Origin of the sequence: Stenotrophomonas sp. GD03877 (assembly GCF_029840555.1) — a bacterium.
GTDB classification, from domain to species: Bacteria; Pseudomonadota; Gammaproteobacteria; order Xanthomonadales; family Xanthomonadaceae; genus Stenotrophomonas; species Stenotrophomonas geniculata.
In genome coordinates this window covers 1-15,953 of the sequence record NZ_JAOCCT010000059.1, presented here as the reverse complement: position 1 = coordinate 15,953, position 15,953 = coordinate 1, and the positions used below count along the sequence as shown (strand labels likewise).

The following is a 15,953-nucleotide window of genomic DNA, read 5'->3' as shown; positions in this document are numbered from 1 at the left end:
AGATTCATCCACGCATGGCGTGGATCTACTGGCCACCGGTCAACTGTCGAAGGCGGGGCACTGTGGGTTTGCGGGGTGTGAGCGCCATGGATGGCGCGACCAAGGCTACATGGACGTACTTGCGCCGTCCCCGCATACCCACAGTGCCCCGCCATTCCACGGGATGCCCGCTGTTGCCGTTGCTTCGGCTGTTGCTCTGGCTTGAAGCAGGTGCAGGGCTGCAAGCCCTGCCGAACACCCTCAATGCAGCAGGGCCGCCACCGCCGCGCGGAACCCGTCCTGGGCCTGCCCTGACTCCGGCGCATGATGCAGCTGCCGCACCGCGCGTCCCAGCCGTGCCGCCCCGACAAAACCACAACTGGCCTGCAACCGGTGCAGCTGGCTGCGCAGCTGGCGCTCGTCGTGCTGGTCCACGGCCTGCTCGACCGCGTCGCGTACCCCCGGCAACTCGGCCAGGAACAGCTCGCGCAGGGCGATCAGGTGGTTGCGCTGGCCATTGAGCGCGGCCAGTGCCGCGGTCTCGTCCCAGTCCTGCACCTGCAGCTCGACCGCTGCCGGGGCCGGGGCAACGAAGATCCCCGCTGGGCTGTTCACCAGCGCGCGGCGCACGGCTTTCAGCAACTGGTCGCGGCCCAGCGGCTTGACCAGCGTGTCGCTGAAGCCAGCTTCACGCAGGCGGGCATGGATGGAGGTGTCGCCATCGGCGGTATGCGCCAACGCGGGGGTATCGGGGTGTGAACGGCGCAGTTCGCGCAGCAGCTGCGCGTCGTTGCCGTCCGGCAGGTTGACGTCGATCAGCCACAGGTCATGCGCGCCGGGTTCGGCGCTCGCCAGCGCACTGGCCAGTGAATCTGCGGTGTCCACGTCCGCCGGTAACGTTTCCAACGCCGCCTTGAAAAAACCGCGGCTGATGATGTCGTCCTCGACAAGCAGGAAGCGGGGCCGGCTGGCCCGCGGGGTCATCTGCATCAGGGCTGCCTCCATGTCAGCTGTTGCAATCATCAAGCACGGCGGCGGCGGGCGCAAGCGGGTCCGGGCCCTGCCGGTCAGGATCTGCGACAATACGCCCCCATTTTTGCCCGCAGCCTGTTGCCACGTGGCCCGATCCCGCTCCCGCATCGACCGTACCCCGTTCCAGACCGAGATCCTCGACCTCAGCCATGATGGTCGCGGCGTCGCCCGCCGTGAGGGTGAAGGCGGCAAGGTCACCTTCGTCAGCGGCGCACTGCCGGGTGAGGTGGTCATGGCCGAACAGACCGCCCGCAGCCGCCATTTCGACGAAGCGCGCACGGTGGAAGTGCTGAAGGCCTCGCCGCAGCGCGTGACCCCGAAGTGCCCGCACTTCGGCACCTGCGCCGGCTGCGTGCTGCAGCACCTGGACGAAGACCAGCAGATCGTCGCCAAGCAGCGCGTGCTGATGGACAACCTGGAACGCATCGGCCACGTGAAGCCGGGTACCGTGCTGGCGCCGCTGGTCGGCGAGAGCTGGGGCTACCGGCGCAAGGGCCGCTTCTCGGTGCGCCGGGTCGAGAAGAAGGACAAGACCCTGGTCGGTTTCCGTGAACAGGATCCGCGTTTCGTCGCCGACCTCAGCCAGTGCCTGACCGTGATCCCGGAGATCGGCACCAAGGTCGAGGCGCTGTCCACCTTCATCGAATCGCTCGATGGCAAGCGCGATATCCCGCAGATCGAGTTCATCGCCGGTGACCAGGCCGTGGTCCTGACCGTGCGTCACCTGCAGCCGCTCAGCGATGCCGATCGTGCGGCCTGGGCTGCCTTCGGCCAGCAGCATGGCTTCGTGATCTACCTGCAGTCCGGTGGCGTGGACACCGTGCAGCCGCTGGACGGGCAGGGCGTGCCGCTGTCGTTCCGGCTGGCGCCGTGGGATGTGGAGCTGGCGTTCCGTCCGCTGGACTTCATCCAGGTCAATGCCAAGCTCAACGAGAAGATGATCGCCCACGCCCTGGACCTGCTGGAACCGGGTGAGGACGAGCGCGTGCTGGACCTGTTCTGCGGCCTGGGCAACTTCACCCTGCCGCTGGCGCGTCGCGTGCGCGAAGTGGTGGGTGTGGAAGGAGATGCCGGCCTCGTCGCGCGTGCCCGTGAGAATGCCGAGCGAAATGGCCTGGCCAACGCCCAGTTCTTCAGCGCCGACCTGACCCAGGATCAGCGCAGCACGCCGTGGATGCGCCAGGGCTTCGACAAGCTGCTGCTGGACCCGCCGCGCTCGGGCGCGATCGAAGTGCTGCAGCAGCTGCCGCTGAAGCAGTTCAAGCGCATCGTCTACGTCAGCTGCCACCCGGGCTCGCTGGCCCGCGATGCCGGCTACCTGGTCAACGAACAGGGCTTCACCCTGGTCAGCGCCGGTGCCATGGACATGTTCCCGCACACCGCGCACGTGGAAAGCATCGCGGTGTTCGAGAAGCGCTGATCTGTCATGCCCATCGCGCATAATGGTGCGATGGGCATCGAAATCGAACGCAAATTCCTCGTCAGCAGCGATGGCTGGCGCGCCGCCGCGCACCGGGTGATCCCGATGGCGCAGGGCTACATCAACGACATGGGGGCGCTTGACCGCGGCACCCAGAACGCCTCGGTGCGGGTGCGCATCGAAGGCGACCACGCCGCGTTGAACCTGAAGTCGCGCACCATCGGCCATACCCGCCAGGAGTTCGATTACCCGATCCCGGTGGACGATGCACGCGCACTGCTGGCGCTGTGCGTAGGTGGCCTGATCGACAAGCGCCGTCATCTGGTCGAGCACGCCGGCCTGACCTGGGAGGTGGACGAGTTCCTCGGCGACAACGCCGGCCTGGTGGTGGCCGAGGTCGAGCTGGACAGCGCCGACCAGGCGATCGACCTGCCGGATTGGGTGGGTGCCGAAGTCACCGACGATGCGCGCTACTACAACGTCGCGCTGGCCAGTCACCCCTATTCACAGTGGTGAACCCCAAAAAGGGGACGGATGGATTAAGTCGTCTTTACCCCACCTGTGCGGGAACCGACTTAGTCCCCTCCGTCCCCTTTTAACGAGGGAGGCGGGCCCCATGTCGTGGGGATGAGAATCGATATCTACTCCGACGTGGTCTGCCCCTGGTGCTGGATCGGCAAGCATCGTTTCCAGCAGGGCGTGCAGTTGCTGGGCGCGAACGCGCCTGAACTCGATATCCACTGGCAGCCGTTCCAGCTGGATCCGGATGCGGACGCCACCCCGGTGCCGCTGCGCGAGGCCTACGTGCGCAAGTTCGGGGGCGTCGAGCGTACCGAGCAGATCCTCGGCCAGACCCAGACCACCGCGCGTGCCGAGGGCCTGCCGATGGACTTCAGCCAGGGCCAGGTGCGGGTGACCACGCTGCCGGCGCACCGGGTGCTGTGGCTGGCCGGCGAGCACGGCGTGCAGGATGCGGTCGGCGAGGCTCTGTTCCGCGCCCACTTCGAGCATGGCCAGAACCTGGCCGACCCCTCGGTGCTGATCAAGGCCGGCGTGGCGGGCGGCCTCGACGCCGGCGAAATCGCGCAGATGCTGGCCTCCGACCGCGGCCTGGCCGAGGTCGAAGCCAAGCTGGCGCAGGCCCACGCATTGGGCGTTTCTTCGGTGCCTACCTTCGTCATCGATGGGAAGTGGGCCATTTCCGGGGCACAGCCGCCGGAGGCCTTCGCCAACGCCCTGCGCCAGATCGCGGCCGAACAGGGCGCTCCGGCAGCGTCGGCTGACGGCGACGAGGCCTGCGGCCCGGACGGCTGCAAGGTCTGACCTGCCCCCCAAAAGGGGACGGAGGGGATCAAGAGGTATCCAGCCCACCTGGGTCGATTGCGCCTTGATCCCCTCCGTCCCCTTTTTCTGACCACTGCGCCTGTCGGCCGGTTCTGCGACAATGCGGCACTGCGCCATGCGGGCGCGCGTTGTGGAGATCGACCATGCTGCTGATCGGCGTTGCCGGTACCGAACTGACCGCCCAGGAACGTGACTGGCTGCAGCACGATGCCGTGGCCGGGGTGGTGCTGTTCAAGCGCAACTTCGCCTCGCGCCAGCAGGTGACCGATCTGAGCGCGGCCATCCGCGCCGCTGCCCCACGCCCGCAGCTGATCTGCGTGGACCAGGAAGGCGGCCGCGTGCAGCGTTTCCGCGAGGGTTACAGCGATCTGCCGCCACTGCAGGACATTGGTGCGCTGTATGCCACCGACCCGCAGCAGGCCTTGGCATTGGCCGAACGGCACGCCTGGCTGATGGCCAGCGAGGTACGGGCCAGCGGTGTGGACCTGAGCTTCGCGCCGGTGGTCGACCTTGGCCGTGGCAACCGTGCCATCGGCAACCGCGCCTTCAGTGAAGACCCGCAGGTGGTGGCCGCGTTCACCGCCGCCTACGTGCGCGGCATGCATTCGGTCGGCATGGCCGCCACGCTCAAGCATTTCCCCGGCCACGGTACCGTGCTGGAAGACACCCACGTGGATACCGCGATCGACCCGCGCGCGCTGGACGAGCTGCGCGCGCAGGACCTGGTGCCATTCCAGGCCGGCATCGCCGCCGGTGCCGACGCGGTGATGATGGCGCACGTGATCTACCCGCAGATTGCGCCTGAACCGGCCGGCTATTCGCCGCGCTGGATCCAGGACATCCTGCGCGGCGAGCTCGGCTTCCGCGGCGTGGTGTTCTCCGATGACATCGGCATGGCCGCCTCGCACAGCGCCGGTGGTGTGCCCGCGCGCGTGCACGCGCATCTGGATGCCGGCTGCGACGTGGTGCTGGTCTGCCACCCGGAACTGGTCGATGAAGCCCTGCACGCGGTGCAGGGACGCTCCCTCAATACTGCTGCGCTGCTGGGCCTGATCGGCCGTGGCGCGCTTGGCTGGGATGGCCTGCTGGCCGATGCCCGCCATGGCGACACCCAATCCCGTCTGCTTGAAACCCTTGGAAGAACCGTCTGATGCCCAACCTCACCATTTCCCAGGCCCTGGCCCAGGCTGACCTGCTGGTCGACCGCCCCACCATCGACAAGGCCATCGCTGGTATCGCCGACGCCATCGCGCGCGATTACAAGGGCGAGGTGCCGCTGTTCCTGTCCATCATGCACGGTGCGCTGCCGTTCGCCGGCCAGCTGGCGCTGGAACTGGGCGCGCGCGGCCAGGACGTGCAGTTCGATTACCTGCACGCTACCCGTTACCGCGGTGAAACCACCGGCGGCGACCTGGTCTGGAAGCACAAGCCGGCCACTTCGCTGTTCGGCCGCCGCGTGCTGCTGGTTGACGATATCCTGGACGAGGGCTACACCCTGCAGGGTGTGCGCACCTGGTGCCTGGAACAGGGCGCGACCGACGTGCGCATCGCCGCGATGACGGTGAAGAAGCACGACCGCGCGCTGCCGGACGTGACCGCCGACTACGCCGGCATCGAACTGCCGGACCGCTACGTGTTCGGCTTCGGCATGGACGTCAATGAAACCCTGCGCTGCGTGCCGGCCATCTACGCGATGAAGGAATAACGGCGCAGCCGCCCGCGGCGCGTCTTCTTCTGCCGCCGGCATCCTCGGGTGCCGGCGTTCGTCTTTTCATGGAGTGCTTCGAATGCAACAGATCGCCCTGGCCGTGATCGGCGGTACCGGTGTCTACAATCTGGCCAAGCTTGACGATGTGCAGACCCACGAGGTCGACACCCGCTTCGGCCGCCCGTCGGGCCCGGTGCGCGTCGGTACGCTGCTCGGCCATCGCGTGGCGTTCCTGGCGCGGCATGGCGAAGGCCATTCGCTGCCGCCGCACAAGATCAACTACCGCGCCAACCTGGCCGCGCTGCAGCAACTGGGCGCGCAGCGCGTGCTGGCGTTGAACACGGTGGGGGGCATCACCGAACACTTTGGTCCGTGCGTGCTGGCCTGCCCGGACCAGATCATCGACTACACCTGGGGCCGCATCAGCACGATCTGTGAAGAAGAAGGCACCGACGTGGTCCACGTCGATTTCGGCCACCCGTACACGCCGATGCTGCGCAGCAAGATCCTGGCCGCGGCCAAAGTGACCGGTGTCACGGTCCATGACGGTGGCTGCTACGGCGCAACGCAGGGCCCGCGCCTGGAAACCATCGCTGAAATCGCCCGTATGCGCCGCGACGGCTGCGACCTGGTGGGCATGACCGGCATGCCGGAAGCCGCGCTGGCACGCGAGCTGGGGCTGGATTACGCCTGCCTGGCGATCATCGCAAACTGGGCTGCCGGGTGTGGTGATGGCGAGGAGATTACGATGGCCGAAGTGCTGGCCAACGTGCAGGCGGCCGGCAACGGACTTCCGGAACTGGTGGGCGAATTGGCACGGGGGTGATTGTCTTCCCCGAGCAAGCTTTGCATACTCAGCTTGTGCGCGGGTTCAGCGTACACCACCCATTCATTGCATAAGGTCTCGCATCACCATGCCGAACGGTACCGTCAAGTGGTTCAACGACGCCAAGGGATTTGGCTTCATCTCGCCGGAGGATGGCAGCGCCGACGTGTTCGCGCACTTCTCCGCCATCAACTCCAAGGGCTTCCGCAGCCTGCAGGAAGGCCAGCGTGTCACCTATGACGTGACCCAGGGCCCGAAGGGTGCCCAGGCTTCGAACATCACGCCGGCCGAGTGATCCACTCGACAGTGCGTTGAAAACCCCGCTCCGGCGGGGTTTTTTTTTGCGCGGCATGCCTGCGGCCCGTTCGCGATCCACCCACCTCGGGCACAATGCGCCCATGAAGGAACGACTGCGCATCGCCGTGATCGGCTACGGCACCGCTGGACAGGCAGTGTCCATCCTGCTCACCCGTGACGGCCACGAGGTGGAGATCTTCGAACGCGTGCCCACGCCGGGGCCGGTGGGCGCCGGCTTCCTGCTGCAGCCCAGCGGCCTGCAGGTACTGTGGCAGATGGGCCTGCTTGATTCCGTGCGCGCACATGCCGCGCCGGTGCACCGCCTGTATGGCGACACGCCGTGCGAGCGCGCGGTGATGGACATGCGTTACGACGGACTGGATGCGCGCCTGCACGGCCTGGGCATGCAGCGCGGGGCCTTGTTCTCGCTGCTGGATGAAGCGCGCGCGGGTGCAGGCCAGTTGCATGCGGGCGTCAGCATCGCGGCGGTGGATGCCGAGCAGGGCCGCCTGCGCGACAGCGACGGTCGCATGCACGGTCCGTTCGATCTGGTGGTGGCCGCCGATGGCGCCGCCTCGACGCTGCGCGGCACGATCGCCGGCGGTGCCGGGCTGGACCGCGTGTATCCGTGGGGGGCGCTGTGGTGCCTGCTGCCGGCCGAAGACTGGCCGCACGTGCGGGAGCTGCGCCAGCGCTACGTGGCCGCGCGCAAGATGATCGGGCTGCTGCCGGTCGGTACGCGCCCCGGTGATGACACGCCGCGCCTGAGCTTCTTCTGGAGCCTGCCACGCGCCGACTTCGAGCGCTGGCAGGCCGACGGCATGGCCCCCTGGCTGGATGAACTGCATGCACTGTGGCCGCAGGCCAGTGCGCGCTTCGCCCATCTGCGCGATGCCGGCCAGATGGCGCGCGCGGTCTACCGTGATGCGGTGATGACGCGCTGGCACCAGGGCCGCATGGTGCTGGCCGGTGATGCCGCGCACGCGATGAGCCCGCAGCTGGGGCAGGGGGTGAACATGGCGCTGCTCGATGCGTTGGCATTGCGCGATGCCGTTCGCACGCATGGCGGTGGTGCCGAAGCGTTGCAGGCGTACCAGGCGCAACGCAGGGCGCACGTTGCGGTGTACCAGCGCTGGAGTCGTTGGCTGACGCCGCTGTTCCAGTCCGACCGCGACGCCTGGGCCAAGGCGCGTGATGTGCTGCTGGGCCCGATGGGGCGCCTGCCCGGTGGTCGTGGCCACATGCTGCGGGTGCTCAGTGGCACGCAGCATGGTTGGTTTGGCTCGCTGGCACTGGATCCGGCTTTCGTAGACGCACTGGCCATCGCAGCGGAGATGCCTCGCATCAACGCGATCACGGCCAATGCGTGAAGCGCGTCGTCACGTGAATTAACGGTTGCCTCACCGCGGATATGCGAGAAGTAGGTTGCACGCGATTGCGCGTCGCCCGTTTTCCTTTCCGTGATCAACATCGCGCGTGGCCCGGGCGGCGCTGCCGTTGCGGCCTGTTGCGGCCCGGACGTGCCGCCTGTTGTTGAAGAGGAGGACGCCATGTTGTTCGCGGTCGAGGAGCTGGAATCGGAAATCTGCAAGCTGCGCGGATTGCTGCAGATGCTGCACGAGGACCAGCCCGACGTACTGGAGGACGTGTTCGAGTTCCATGTCGGCAACCTGATCAGTCATGCATCAGCGGAGCACCACGCACGCATCCGCACCTGCGCGCAGGAGATGCTGGCGGCGATCCAGGCGTTGCCGCGGCGACGTGAAGATGACACGCCTGATTTCCGGTTGATGCCGCAGCTGGGTATTCGTCCGGCCTGATTCAAGCCTCCGGCAGTTCCACCAGGCCGCCCTGCACGCAGACGATCATCTGCTCGCCAGGGACGGGGGCAGGGACGATTCCGGCGGTAAACGCGGAGAAGGCGGGCAGGATTGTCATCCGGTCGCGCAGCCAGAACGCGGCGAAGCGCCGCCGCAGGGGCGGCAAGGCAACCTGCGGATGCAGATGCCCGGCGATCACATGCAGCTCTGCATCGGGCATCGGCTCATGCCGAAGCAGGAACGGCCCCAGCCGTACTTCATCGTGGATCTGGACCTGCAACTGCGCATGCGGCAGCTGGCGGTCGTGATTGCCGCGCAGAACATGCACGTCCAGTGCAGCATTGCGTTCACGCCATCCCAGCCATTGCTGGTACCAGGCAGCGCGATGCGCTGGCCCATGCAGGATGTCGCCCAGGATCCACAGCTCGCGGCAGGCATGCCTGTACAGCAGCCCCTGCAGGCGTTGCAGGTCTTCGCCGGTGCCGCCGCTGGGCAACGCGATGCCGGCACGACGGAATGCATCGGCCTTGCCCAGGTGCAGGTCGGCGATCAACAGCGCCTGCCGCGCAGGCCAGTACAGTGCACGCGCGCCAAGCAGAATCAGCGATTCGCCGGCGCGCAGCAGCGGCAGTTCATCGGCCATGGCGGCGCTCCAGCTGCTGGGCCGCGCGTTGCACACGGGTGCGCCAGTCTTCGTTGCTGAACTGCCCGCGCAGGCGTTCGGCCCACAGTGGAAAGCCCAGCGGTGTGAGTGACGCCGGGTGCTGCACCGAGAGGACCTGCATGCCGATCCTTGCCAGTACCTGCTGCAGCCCTGGGAGGTCCAGGCTGTCGTGCAGCACTTCGCGTTCGGCCAATGCCAACAGCAGGTGGCCGGGATCATGCTCGCGCAGTACGTCGTAGAGCAGGCCCGCCGAGGCCTGCAGCTGGCGCAGCGACCGCGGCATGCCGCCGGGCAGGCTGGGCACCAGCAGGCCGGATACGCGTGCGATGCCACGGAACTGGCGCCGCGCCAGCTCGCCCAGGTTCACTGCCGCGCGCAGATCGTCCAGCAGCTGATCGGGGGTGAACAATGCGCGCCATTGCGCCGCATCCAGATCGATCGCCTGCGCCGGTGCCAGCACCAGGCCATGATCGTTCACCGCATAGCCGATGCTGTTGCGCTGCCAGCGGGTACAGCGCAGTGCCAGCAGGGCGGCCAGCGCCTCGTGCACGTGGCGGCCCGCAAAGGGGTAGACGAACAGGAACTGGCCTTCGCGGCGCCGCACCTCTTCCACCAGCAGATGTTCCGGGCCGGGAAGCGCCGACAACTGCTGCTGCAGTGCCAGCAACGGTGACAACCAGCGTGATTCGGCACTGTCGTCGGCACCGGACAGTACCCACTCCAGCTCACGGCCGAGCGGCATCGACAGCGGCAACTGGCCTCCCTGCCAGCGCGGCACCACACCATCACCGCGCCCTCGCGCCAACCGCACGAAGGCGGTCATGTCGCGCAGCTGCACCAGTTCCAGCAGGCGCCCGGCGAACTGGAAGCGATCACCACGGCGCAGGCGGCTGGCGAACTGTTCTTCCACGGCGCCCAGGCCACCCCCACGCAGGAACTGCACGCGCACGCTGCCATCGCTGCTGATGGTGCCGATCGACAGCCGATGACGCAGTACCTGGCGGCGATCGTGCATGCGGTAGCAGCCGTCGTCATCGCGCACGACCTTGTGGAAATCAGGGTACTGGGCCAGCGCCTGGCCGCCCTGCACGATGAAGGTCAGCACGGCCTGCCATTGGTCGTCGCCGAGCGATGCGAAGGCGTGGGTGCGCCGCACCTGCGCCAGTAGCGCGTCGCTGTCGAAGCCACCGGCCAGCGCGCGGCTGACCGCATGCTGGGCCAGCACATCCAGCGACAGTGTCGGCGGCCTGCGTGCTTCGACCACGCCTTCGGCCAATGCACGGCGCACGGCGGCGTACTCGGCCAGTTCCAGCGCATGGCTGGGCACGCACAGGATGGCGCCGCTGGCGCCTGGGCGGTGGCGCGCACGTCCGGCGCGTTGGCGCAGGCGGGCCACACCCTTCGGGCTGCCCAGCTGCAGTACCTGCTCAACCTCAGGGAAGTCCACGCCGAGGTCGAGGCTGGAGGTGGCAACCACGCAGCGCAGCACGCCCGCGCGCAGGCCATCCTCCACCTGCTGGCGCAGCGCCGGATCCAGTGAGCCGTGGTGCAGCGCAAGCGTGTCCTGGTCCTCGGGCCAGACCGCGGCCAGTGCCTGATGCCATAGTTCCGCCTGCGCACGCGTATTGGTGAACAACAGGCTGCTGCGTGCCTGCATCAACGCGCCCAGCACGCGAGGCAGTTGCGCCAGGCCCAGATGCCCCGCCCAGGGGAAACGTTCGCCGGGGTCGGGCAGCAGGCTGCGGACGCTGATTGCACGCGGGCGCACGCCCTGCACGATGGGCACGTCGGGCTGCCCGGGCAGCAGCACGTCGCGTGCCTCCTGCAGATTGCCCAGCGTGGCCGACAGCCCCCACAGCTGCACTGCAGGTGCGGCGTCGCGCAACACCGCCAGGTTCAACTGCAGCAGCACACCGCGCTTGTTGCCCAGCAGTTCATGCCATTCGTCCACCACCACGCAGCGCAGCTGGCGCATGCGCGGCAGCGTATCCGGATAGCTCAGCAGCAGCGCCAGCGATTCGGGCGTGGTCACCAGCACGTCGATGCGGCCTTCGCGGGCCTGGCGCCGCTCGCGGTTGCTGGCGTCACCGCTGCGCAGGCCGACACGCCATCCCAGTCCCAGGCCGTCGACGACGGCCTGAAGGGCGCGGGTGGTATCACTGGCCAACGCGCGCAAAGGCGTCACCCACAGCACCTGCAGTGGGCGCACCGCGCTGGCCCGGCGGGGCGAGGGCGGTGGATCGATAAGCGCCTGCAGCAACGGCCCACCGAACATCGCCAGCGTCTTGCCGCTGCCCGTGGGCGTATGCAGCAACCCGGATTCGCCGGCCAGGTAGTGGCGCCACATTGCGCGCTGGAATGGCAGTGAGCGCCAGCCGCGTGCCGTGAACCAGTCTTCCAGCCGGCGCAGCGCCTGGCTGCGGTTCATCGCGCCAGCGCCTGCAGGCTGGCCAGCTGATCGGCCTCGCTGGCAGGCTTGTCGTGGCGCCAGCGCAGGATGCGCGGAAAGCGCACGGCGATTCCGGACTTGTGCCGGCTGCTGCGGTTGACCGCTTCGAAACCCAGCTCGAACACCTGTTCGGCGCGCACGCTGCGCACCGGCCCGAAGCGCTCGCGGGTGTTGGCGCGGATCCAGCGGTCGAGCGCGAGGATCTCCTTGTCGTCCAAGCCCGAATACGCCTTGGCCACCGGCACCAGCGTGTCTCCGTCCCAGACGCCGAAGGTGTAGTCGGTGTACAGCGTGCTGCGCCGCCCATGGCCGGCCTGGGCGTACAGCAGCACCGCGTCGATCGTGAGTGGATCGACCTTCCATTTCCACCAGTCGCCGCGTCGTCGCCCTGCCTGGTAAGGGGACGTGCGCCGCTTCAGCATCAACCCCTCCACACCGCGTTCGCGTGCCACGTCACGCATCGCTGCTGCCCGTTGCCAATCGTCGGCGTCAACGTCGGGCGACAGCTGGATGCGCGCATCACCCAGGTCACCGATGACCGCGGTGAGCCGCGTACGCCGTTCCTGCAACGGCAGCTCACGCAGGTCCGCGCCATCGTGTTCCAGCAGGTCATAGGCGAGCACGCGCACCGGCGTATTGCGCAGGGTGGCCGCACCGGGTTTACGGCGCTGGATGCGGGTCTGCAGCGCGGTGAAGGCACGCGGCAGGCCGGTGGTCTCGTCCCAGGCCAGCAGCTCGCCGTCCAGCACGCAGCCATCGGGAAGCGCCATCGCCGCCTGCTCGATTTCGGGGAAGCGGCCATCCAGTCGTTCCTCGCCACGCGACCACAATGCGACCTCGCCACGCCGGCGCAGCAGCTGCAGGCGGATGCCATCCCATTTCCATTCCAGCAGCCAGTCATCGATCGGGCCGAGCCGTTCGGCAGGTTCACCTTCCAGTGGCGATGCGAGGAAGAACGGGTAGGGCTGCTGACGGTCAAGCGGCAGCTCATCCGGCGACAGCAGCTGAGCCAGCAGCCCGGGCGAGGGCACCCACTCGCCAAGCATGCGCTGGGCGATGCGTGCGATGTCCAGGCCGGACCATTCGGCCAGTGCCTGCTGTACCAGCCGCTGCGAAACACCTACACGCAGGGCACCGGTCAGCAGCTTGTTGAACACCAGGCGTTCGCTGCTGCACAGCTGCTGCCAGCCTGCGACGACCGCCGCACGGCGCACTGCTTCGGGTTGATTGGCCACCGCCAGCAGATGTTGTTCGATCCATTCGGCCAAGGGGCGGTCGGCAGCTGGCCGGGATGGATCATCCAGCAGCAGGGTCAGCGTTTCGGCCAGGTCCCCCACCTGCGCGTAGCTGTCCTCCACCAACCAGGGCGGCAGGCCCGATTCCTCGCTCACCCACGCGCGCAGTTCGCCGCTGGCGGCGATCCTGCGGCGTGCGCCGCCCACCTTGCCGCCGCTGAGCAGGTACAGCGCCCATGCCGCGTCATGCGCACGCGCCTGGCGGAAGTAATCGACCAGCGCCGCACGCTTGTCCAGCGTGGCGGTGCTGCGGTCCAGGCGCTGGTAGAGCGCAGCGAATGCCTTCATTCTTCGCTCCCGAAATCGGTACGGAAGGCTTCGGCAGCCACGCCGCGCTCGCGCAGGAACGGAATCAACGCATCGGTATTGCCATGGGTAGCGATCACCCGCTGGGCGCCCGTCTGTTCGATGGTCTGCAGCAGCGCGGGCCAATCGGCGTGATCGGAAATGACGAAACCGCGATCGACATTGCGACGCCGCCGATTGCCGCGCAGCTGCATCCAGCCGGATGCGAAGCCCAGCTGGTGGCGGCCGAAGCGACGCATCCAGGGCGTGCCCGCAGCTGACGGCGGCGCGAGGATCAGCTGGCCGGCGGCATCCGGCTGGCGGCCCTGTTCGGCCACGGTGAGCGTCTCCAGCATCGGTACGCCGGCCTGCCGGTAGACCGCCACACCATTGGCGATGGCGCCATGCAGCCAGGCCGGGCGATCGTCCAGTGGCCGCAGTTCGGCCAGCACCCGTTGCGCCTTGCCCAATGCATAGCACAGCAGGATCGCCGCCTCGCCACGTTGTTCGCATTCGCGGCGCCACGCCACGATCTCTGCAGCCACCGCCGGCGTGTCCGGCCAGCGGTAGATCGGCAGTGCGAACGTGGCTTCGGTGATGAAGGTATCGCAGGGCACCACTTCGAACGGCGTGCAGGTGGGATCAGGTTGTCGCTTGTAGTCGCCCGAGGCGACCCATACCTGCTGCCCGTCGTCGATGCGTACCTGTGACGAACCGAGCACGTGGCCGGCGGGATGCAGCGACACCTGCACCCGGCCAAGCTGGAATGCGGCACCCTCGGCATGCGCCTGCAACGGCACGTCACCCAGGCGCCAGCGCAGGATCGGCAGGCTGCCTTCGCTGCAGTGGTACTCGCCCATGCCCGGACGGGCATGGTCGCCGTGGCCATGGGTGATGACCGCGCGCGCTACCGGTCGCCACGGGTCGATATGAAAATCGCCGGCGGCGCAGTACAGCCCCTCCGGGCGCAGCACCACCAGATCGTCGTTGCCTGCCATGTGGTCACTGTGGCCTGCGTCTCGTGCAGAGGGTGAGAATCGGCCTGAACACGGGCTTGGCAGGCGATGCGGCACAATCGGGGCGCAGACCTCTTGCCGCCAGGATGGACCGGATGAGTGGACCCAGCTTCAGCAGCAACGCGCCGTATGAAACCCATGTGGTGCTGAACCAGCCGCCGCCGTTCGCAGGGCGACAGTTGTGGACCGACGACGTGGCGCTGATGGAAGCCGTGCAGCGCGAAGGCGCCGCCAGCTTCGCGCCGCGGCTGGGTGTCTATGGTGCACTCGCCGGTGATGAACTGTACCGGCTCGGCTTCGATGCCAACCGTGATCGTCCGCGGCTGCGCACGCACGATGCACAGGGCCATCGCATCGACACGGTGGAGTTCCATCCGGCCTATCACCGGTTGATGGACACGGCCAAATCGCACGGCGTCGCAGGATTGTCCTGGCATGAGCCGCAGCCTGGCGCACATGTGGCACGTGCGGTGTTGAGCTACCTGCATCACCAGGCCGAGGCGGGCACCAGCTGCCCGCTGACCATGACCCATGCGGCGGTGGCGGTGCTGCATTCGCAGTCGCATCTGGCCGAGTGGGCGCGCAAGGCCGCTGCACCGGTCTATGACCCGCGCGACGTGCCGGTGGCGGACAAGGCCGGCATCACCCTGGGCATGGGCATGACCGAGAAGCAGGGCGGCTCGGATGTCCGTGCCAACAGCACGCGCGCCGAACCGATCGATGGCGAGCGTTATCGCCTGGTCGGCCACAAGTGGTTCTTTTCCGCGCCGATGTGCGATGGCTTCCTGGTGCTGGCGCAGGCGCCGGGAGGACTGACCTGCCTGCTGATGCCGCGCCGGCTGGCCGATGGTGACCGCAATGCGTTCCGGTTGATGCGGCTGAAGGACAAGCTTGGCGATTGGGCCAACGCCTCCAGCGAGGTCGAGTTCTGCGGCGCACAGGCATGGCGCGTGGGCGAAGAGGGGCGCGGCGTGGCCACCATCATCGGCATGGTGATGATGACCCGCCTGGACTGCATGCTGGGTGCGGCGGCAGAGATGCGCATGGCGCTGGCGCAGGCCCTGCACCACGCACGCCATCGACGCACCTTCGGCAAACTGCTGGTCGAGCACCCGCTGATGACCAACGTGCTGGCTGATCTGGCGCTGGAGTCGGAAGCGGCCACGGTGTTGGCGATGCGCATCGCACGCGCGGTGGATCGTGCCGGTGTGGATGCCAATGAAGCGGCGATGGCTCGGTTGGGGACGGCGTTGGGCAAGTACTGGCTGTGCAAGCGCGCACCGGCCTTTGTCAATGAAGCGCAGGAATGCCTGGGCGGTGCGGGCTACGTGGAGGAGTCGATGCTGCCGCGCCTGTACCGGCAGGCACCGTTGAATTCGATATGGGAGGGCAGCGGCAACATCCAGTGCCTGGATGTGCTGCGCGCGCTGGCGCGTGAGCCGGAGGCGATGGCGGCGTTGCGCGGTGAGCTGGCGTCGGTGGCTGATCGTGATGCGCGCTATGCAGCGTCATTGCAGCGTTGGGCAGCGGCGCCGCCACCGGAGCAAGCGCAGGCGCGGCTGTTCTGCGAGCGCACTGCGCTGCTGCTGCAGGCGGCGCTGCTGCTGCGTGCGCGCAGTCCGATGGCGGAGGCGTTCGTGCGCAGCCGGCTGGAAGGGGAGCATGGGCTGGCGTTTGGGACGCTGCCGGCGGGGCTGGAGCTGACGGCGATGCTGGCGCGCGCGCTGCCGTAGGGAATAGCCAACGGCGGTGCCCCTCGTGGTGGGCGCTGATACTGATGGATGGGCCGCGCGGGTAGGTTGCGCAGGGGGCGCCGTG

The 15,953-nt window shown here is 67.9% G+C and carries 15 protein-coding genes; 10 read left to right on the top strand and 5 right to left on the bottom strand.

Annotated elements, in window-relative coordinates; genetic code table 11:
- Positions 1-240 precede the first annotated feature (240 nt).
- A complete protein-coding gene (locus N5D20_RS24160) occupies positions 241-969 on the bottom strand; it encodes a hybrid sensor histidine kinase/response regulator (protein WP_279915236.1) in 729 nt (242 codons plus the stop codon).
- Between the two features lie 127 nt (positions 970-1,096).
- Between N5D20_RS24160 and rlmD the strand changes: the two genes are divergently transcribed.
- The 9 genes from rlmD to N5D20_RS24115 all read left to right on the top strand — a co-directional run bounded on the left by rlmD (position 1,097) and on the right by N5D20_RS24115 (position 8,426).
- Positions 1,097-2,431: a 23S rRNA (uracil(1939)-C(5))-methyltransferase RlmD gene (rlmD, locus tag N5D20_RS24155; protein WP_010482826.1), complete on the top strand. Its 1,335-nt coding sequence runs from the start codon at positions 1,097-1,099 to the stop codon at positions 2,429-2,431.
- 30 nt (positions 2,432-2,461) lie between these two features.
- Positions 2,462-2,947 carry a CYTH domain-containing protein gene (locus N5D20_RS24150; RefSeq protein ID WP_043402365.1) on the top strand — a complete coding sequence of 162 codons (486 nt, stop codon included), beginning with the start codon at positions 2,462-2,464 and terminating at the stop codon, positions 2,945-2,947.
- A 111-nt stretch (positions 2,948-3,058) separates the two neighbouring features.
- Positions 3,059-3,754 carry a DsbA family oxidoreductase gene (locus tag N5D20_RS24145; RefSeq protein WP_010482828.1) on the top strand — a complete coding sequence of 232 codons (696 nt, stop codon included), beginning with the start codon at positions 3,059-3,061 and terminating at the stop codon, positions 3,752-3,754.
- Positions 3,755-3,918: 164 nt separating this feature from the next.
- Positions 3,919-4,926 carry a beta-N-acetylhexosaminidase gene (nagZ, locus tag N5D20_RS24140; protein ID WP_010482829.1) on the top strand — a complete coding sequence of 336 codons (1,008 nt, stop codon included), beginning with the start codon at positions 3,919-3,921 and terminating at the stop codon, positions 4,924-4,926.
- A complete protein-coding gene (locus N5D20_RS24135) occupies positions 4,926-5,480 on the top strand; it encodes a hypoxanthine-guanine phosphoribosyltransferase (protein WP_005410592.1) in 555 nt (184 codons plus the stop codon). The genes nagZ and N5D20_RS24135 overlap by 1 nt, the downstream gene beginning before the upstream one ends.
- Positions 5,481-5,562: 82 nt before the next feature.
- Entirely contained in the window at positions 5,563-6,309 is a 747-nt protein-coding gene (locus tag N5D20_RS24130) for an S-methyl-5'-thioinosine phosphorylase (RefSeq protein ID WP_197579890.1), read from the top strand.
- A gap of 88 nt (positions 6,310-6,397) precedes the next feature.
- A complete protein-coding gene (locus tag N5D20_RS24125; protein WP_005410590.1) occupies positions 6,398-6,604 on the top strand; it encodes a cold-shock protein in 207 nt (68 codons plus the stop codon).
- 103 nt (positions 6,605-6,707) lie between these two features.
- A complete protein-coding gene (locus tag N5D20_RS24120) occupies positions 6,708-7,976 on the top strand; it encodes an NAD(P)/FAD-dependent oxidoreductase (protein ID WP_197579888.1) in 1,269 nt (422 codons plus the stop codon).
- Between the two features lie 180 nt (positions 7,977-8,156).
- The gene (locus N5D20_RS24115; RefSeq protein WP_049436447.1) at positions 8,157-8,426 is read left to right on the top strand and encodes a hypothetical protein; all 270 of its coding nucleotides are present in this window, start codon (positions 8,157-8,159) and stop codon (positions 8,424-8,426) included.
- A 1-nt stretch (position 8,427) separates the two neighbouring features.
- On the opposite strand, the gene pdeM is transcribed toward N5D20_RS24115, so the two are convergent.
- From pdeM to N5D20_RS24095, 4 genes are read right to left on the bottom strand one after another with little or no spacing between them, the layout of a single operon-like run.
- Positions 8,428-9,069 (bottom strand): ligase-associated DNA damage response endonuclease PdeM, encoded by a 642-nt coding sequence (gene pdeM / locus N5D20_RS24110; RefSeq protein WP_049436446.1) that lies wholly within the window; start codon positions 9,067-9,069, stop codon positions 8,428-8,430.
- Complete coding sequence (locus N5D20_RS24105) at positions 9,059-11,518, bottom strand: ligase-associated DNA damage response DEXH box helicase (protein WP_197579886.1); 2,460 nt, start codon at positions 11,516-11,518, stop codon at positions 9,059-9,061. The genes pdeM and N5D20_RS24105 overlap by 11 nt, the downstream gene beginning before the upstream one ends.
- On the bottom strand, positions 11,515-13,122 hold the full coding sequence (locus tag N5D20_RS24100; protein ID WP_197579884.1) for an ATP-dependent DNA ligase: 1,608 nt from the start codon (positions 13,120-13,122) through the stop codon (positions 11,515-11,517). The genes N5D20_RS24105 and N5D20_RS24100 overlap by 4 nt, the downstream gene beginning before the upstream one ends.
- The gene (locus tag N5D20_RS24095; protein ID WP_197579882.1) at positions 13,119-14,117 is read right to left on the bottom strand and encodes a ligase-associated DNA damage response exonuclease; all 999 of its coding nucleotides are present in this window, start codon (positions 14,115-14,117) and stop codon (positions 13,119-13,121) included. Before N5D20_RS24095 ends, N5D20_RS24100 begins: the two co-directional genes overlap by 4 nt.
- Before the next feature lie 113 nt (positions 14,118-14,230).
- Between N5D20_RS24095 and N5D20_RS24090 the strand changes: the two genes are divergently transcribed.
- The gene (locus N5D20_RS24090) at positions 14,231-15,868 is read left to right on the top strand and encodes an acyl-CoA dehydrogenase family protein (RefSeq protein WP_197579880.1); all 1,638 of its coding nucleotides are present in this window, start codon (positions 14,231-14,233) and stop codon (positions 15,866-15,868) included.
- Positions 15,869-15,953: the final 85 nt, after the last annotated feature.

Excerpts from the sequence above, each read along its gene's own strand:
- N5D20_RS24160 (WP_279915236.1), bottom strand. The coding sequence starts at position 969 with ATGCAGATGACCCCGCGGGCCAGCCGGCCCCGCTTCCTGCTTGTCGAG.
- N5D20_RS24150 (WP_043402365.1), top strand. The coding sequence starts at position 2,462 with ATGGGCATCGAAATCGAACGCAAATTCCTCGTCAGCAGCGATGGCTGG.
- N5D20_RS24145 (WP_010482828.1), top strand. The coding sequence starts at position 3,059 with ATGAGAATCGATATCTACTCCGACGTGGTCTGCCCCTGGTGCTGGATC.
- nagZ (WP_010482829.1), top strand. The coding sequence starts at position 3,919 with ATGCTGCTGATCGGCGTTGCCGGTACCGAACTGACCGCCCAGGAACGT.
- N5D20_RS24135 (WP_005410592.1), top strand. The coding sequence starts at position 4,926 with ATGCCCAACCTCACCATTTCCCAGGCCCTGGCCCAGGCTGACCTGCTG.
- N5D20_RS24130 (WP_197579890.1), top strand. The coding sequence starts at position 5,563 with ATGCAACAGATCGCCCTGGCCGTGATCGGCGGTACCGGTGTCTACAAT.
- N5D20_RS24125 (WP_005410590.1), top strand. The coding sequence starts at position 6,398 with ATGCCGAACGGTACCGTCAAGTGGTTCAACGACGCCAAGGGATTTGGC.
- N5D20_RS24120 (WP_197579888.1), top strand. The coding sequence starts at position 6,708 with ATGAAGGAACGACTGCGCATCGCCGTGATCGGCTACGGCACCGCTGGA.
- N5D20_RS24115 (WP_049436447.1), top strand. The coding sequence starts at position 8,157 with ATGTTGTTCGCGGTCGAGGAGCTGGAATCGGAAATCTGCAAGCTGCGC.
- pdeM (WP_049436446.1), bottom strand. The coding sequence starts at position 9,069 with ATGGCCGATGAACTGCCGCTGCTGCGCGCCGGCGAATCGCTGATTCTG.
- N5D20_RS24105 (WP_197579886.1), bottom strand. The coding sequence starts at position 11,518 with ATGAACCGCAGCCAGGCGCTGCGCCGGCTGGAAGACTGGTTCACGGCA.
- N5D20_RS24100 (WP_197579884.1), bottom strand. The coding sequence starts at position 13,122 with ATGAAGGCATTCGCTGCGCTCTACCAGCGCCTGGACCGCAGCACCGCC.
- N5D20_RS24095 (WP_197579882.1), bottom strand. The coding sequence starts at position 14,117 with ATGGCAGGCAACGACGATCTGGTGGTGCTGCGCCCGGAGGGGCTGTAC.
- N5D20_RS24090 (WP_197579880.1), top strand. The coding sequence starts at position 14,231 with ATGAGTGGACCCAGCTTCAGCAGCAACGCGCCGTATGAAACCCATGTG.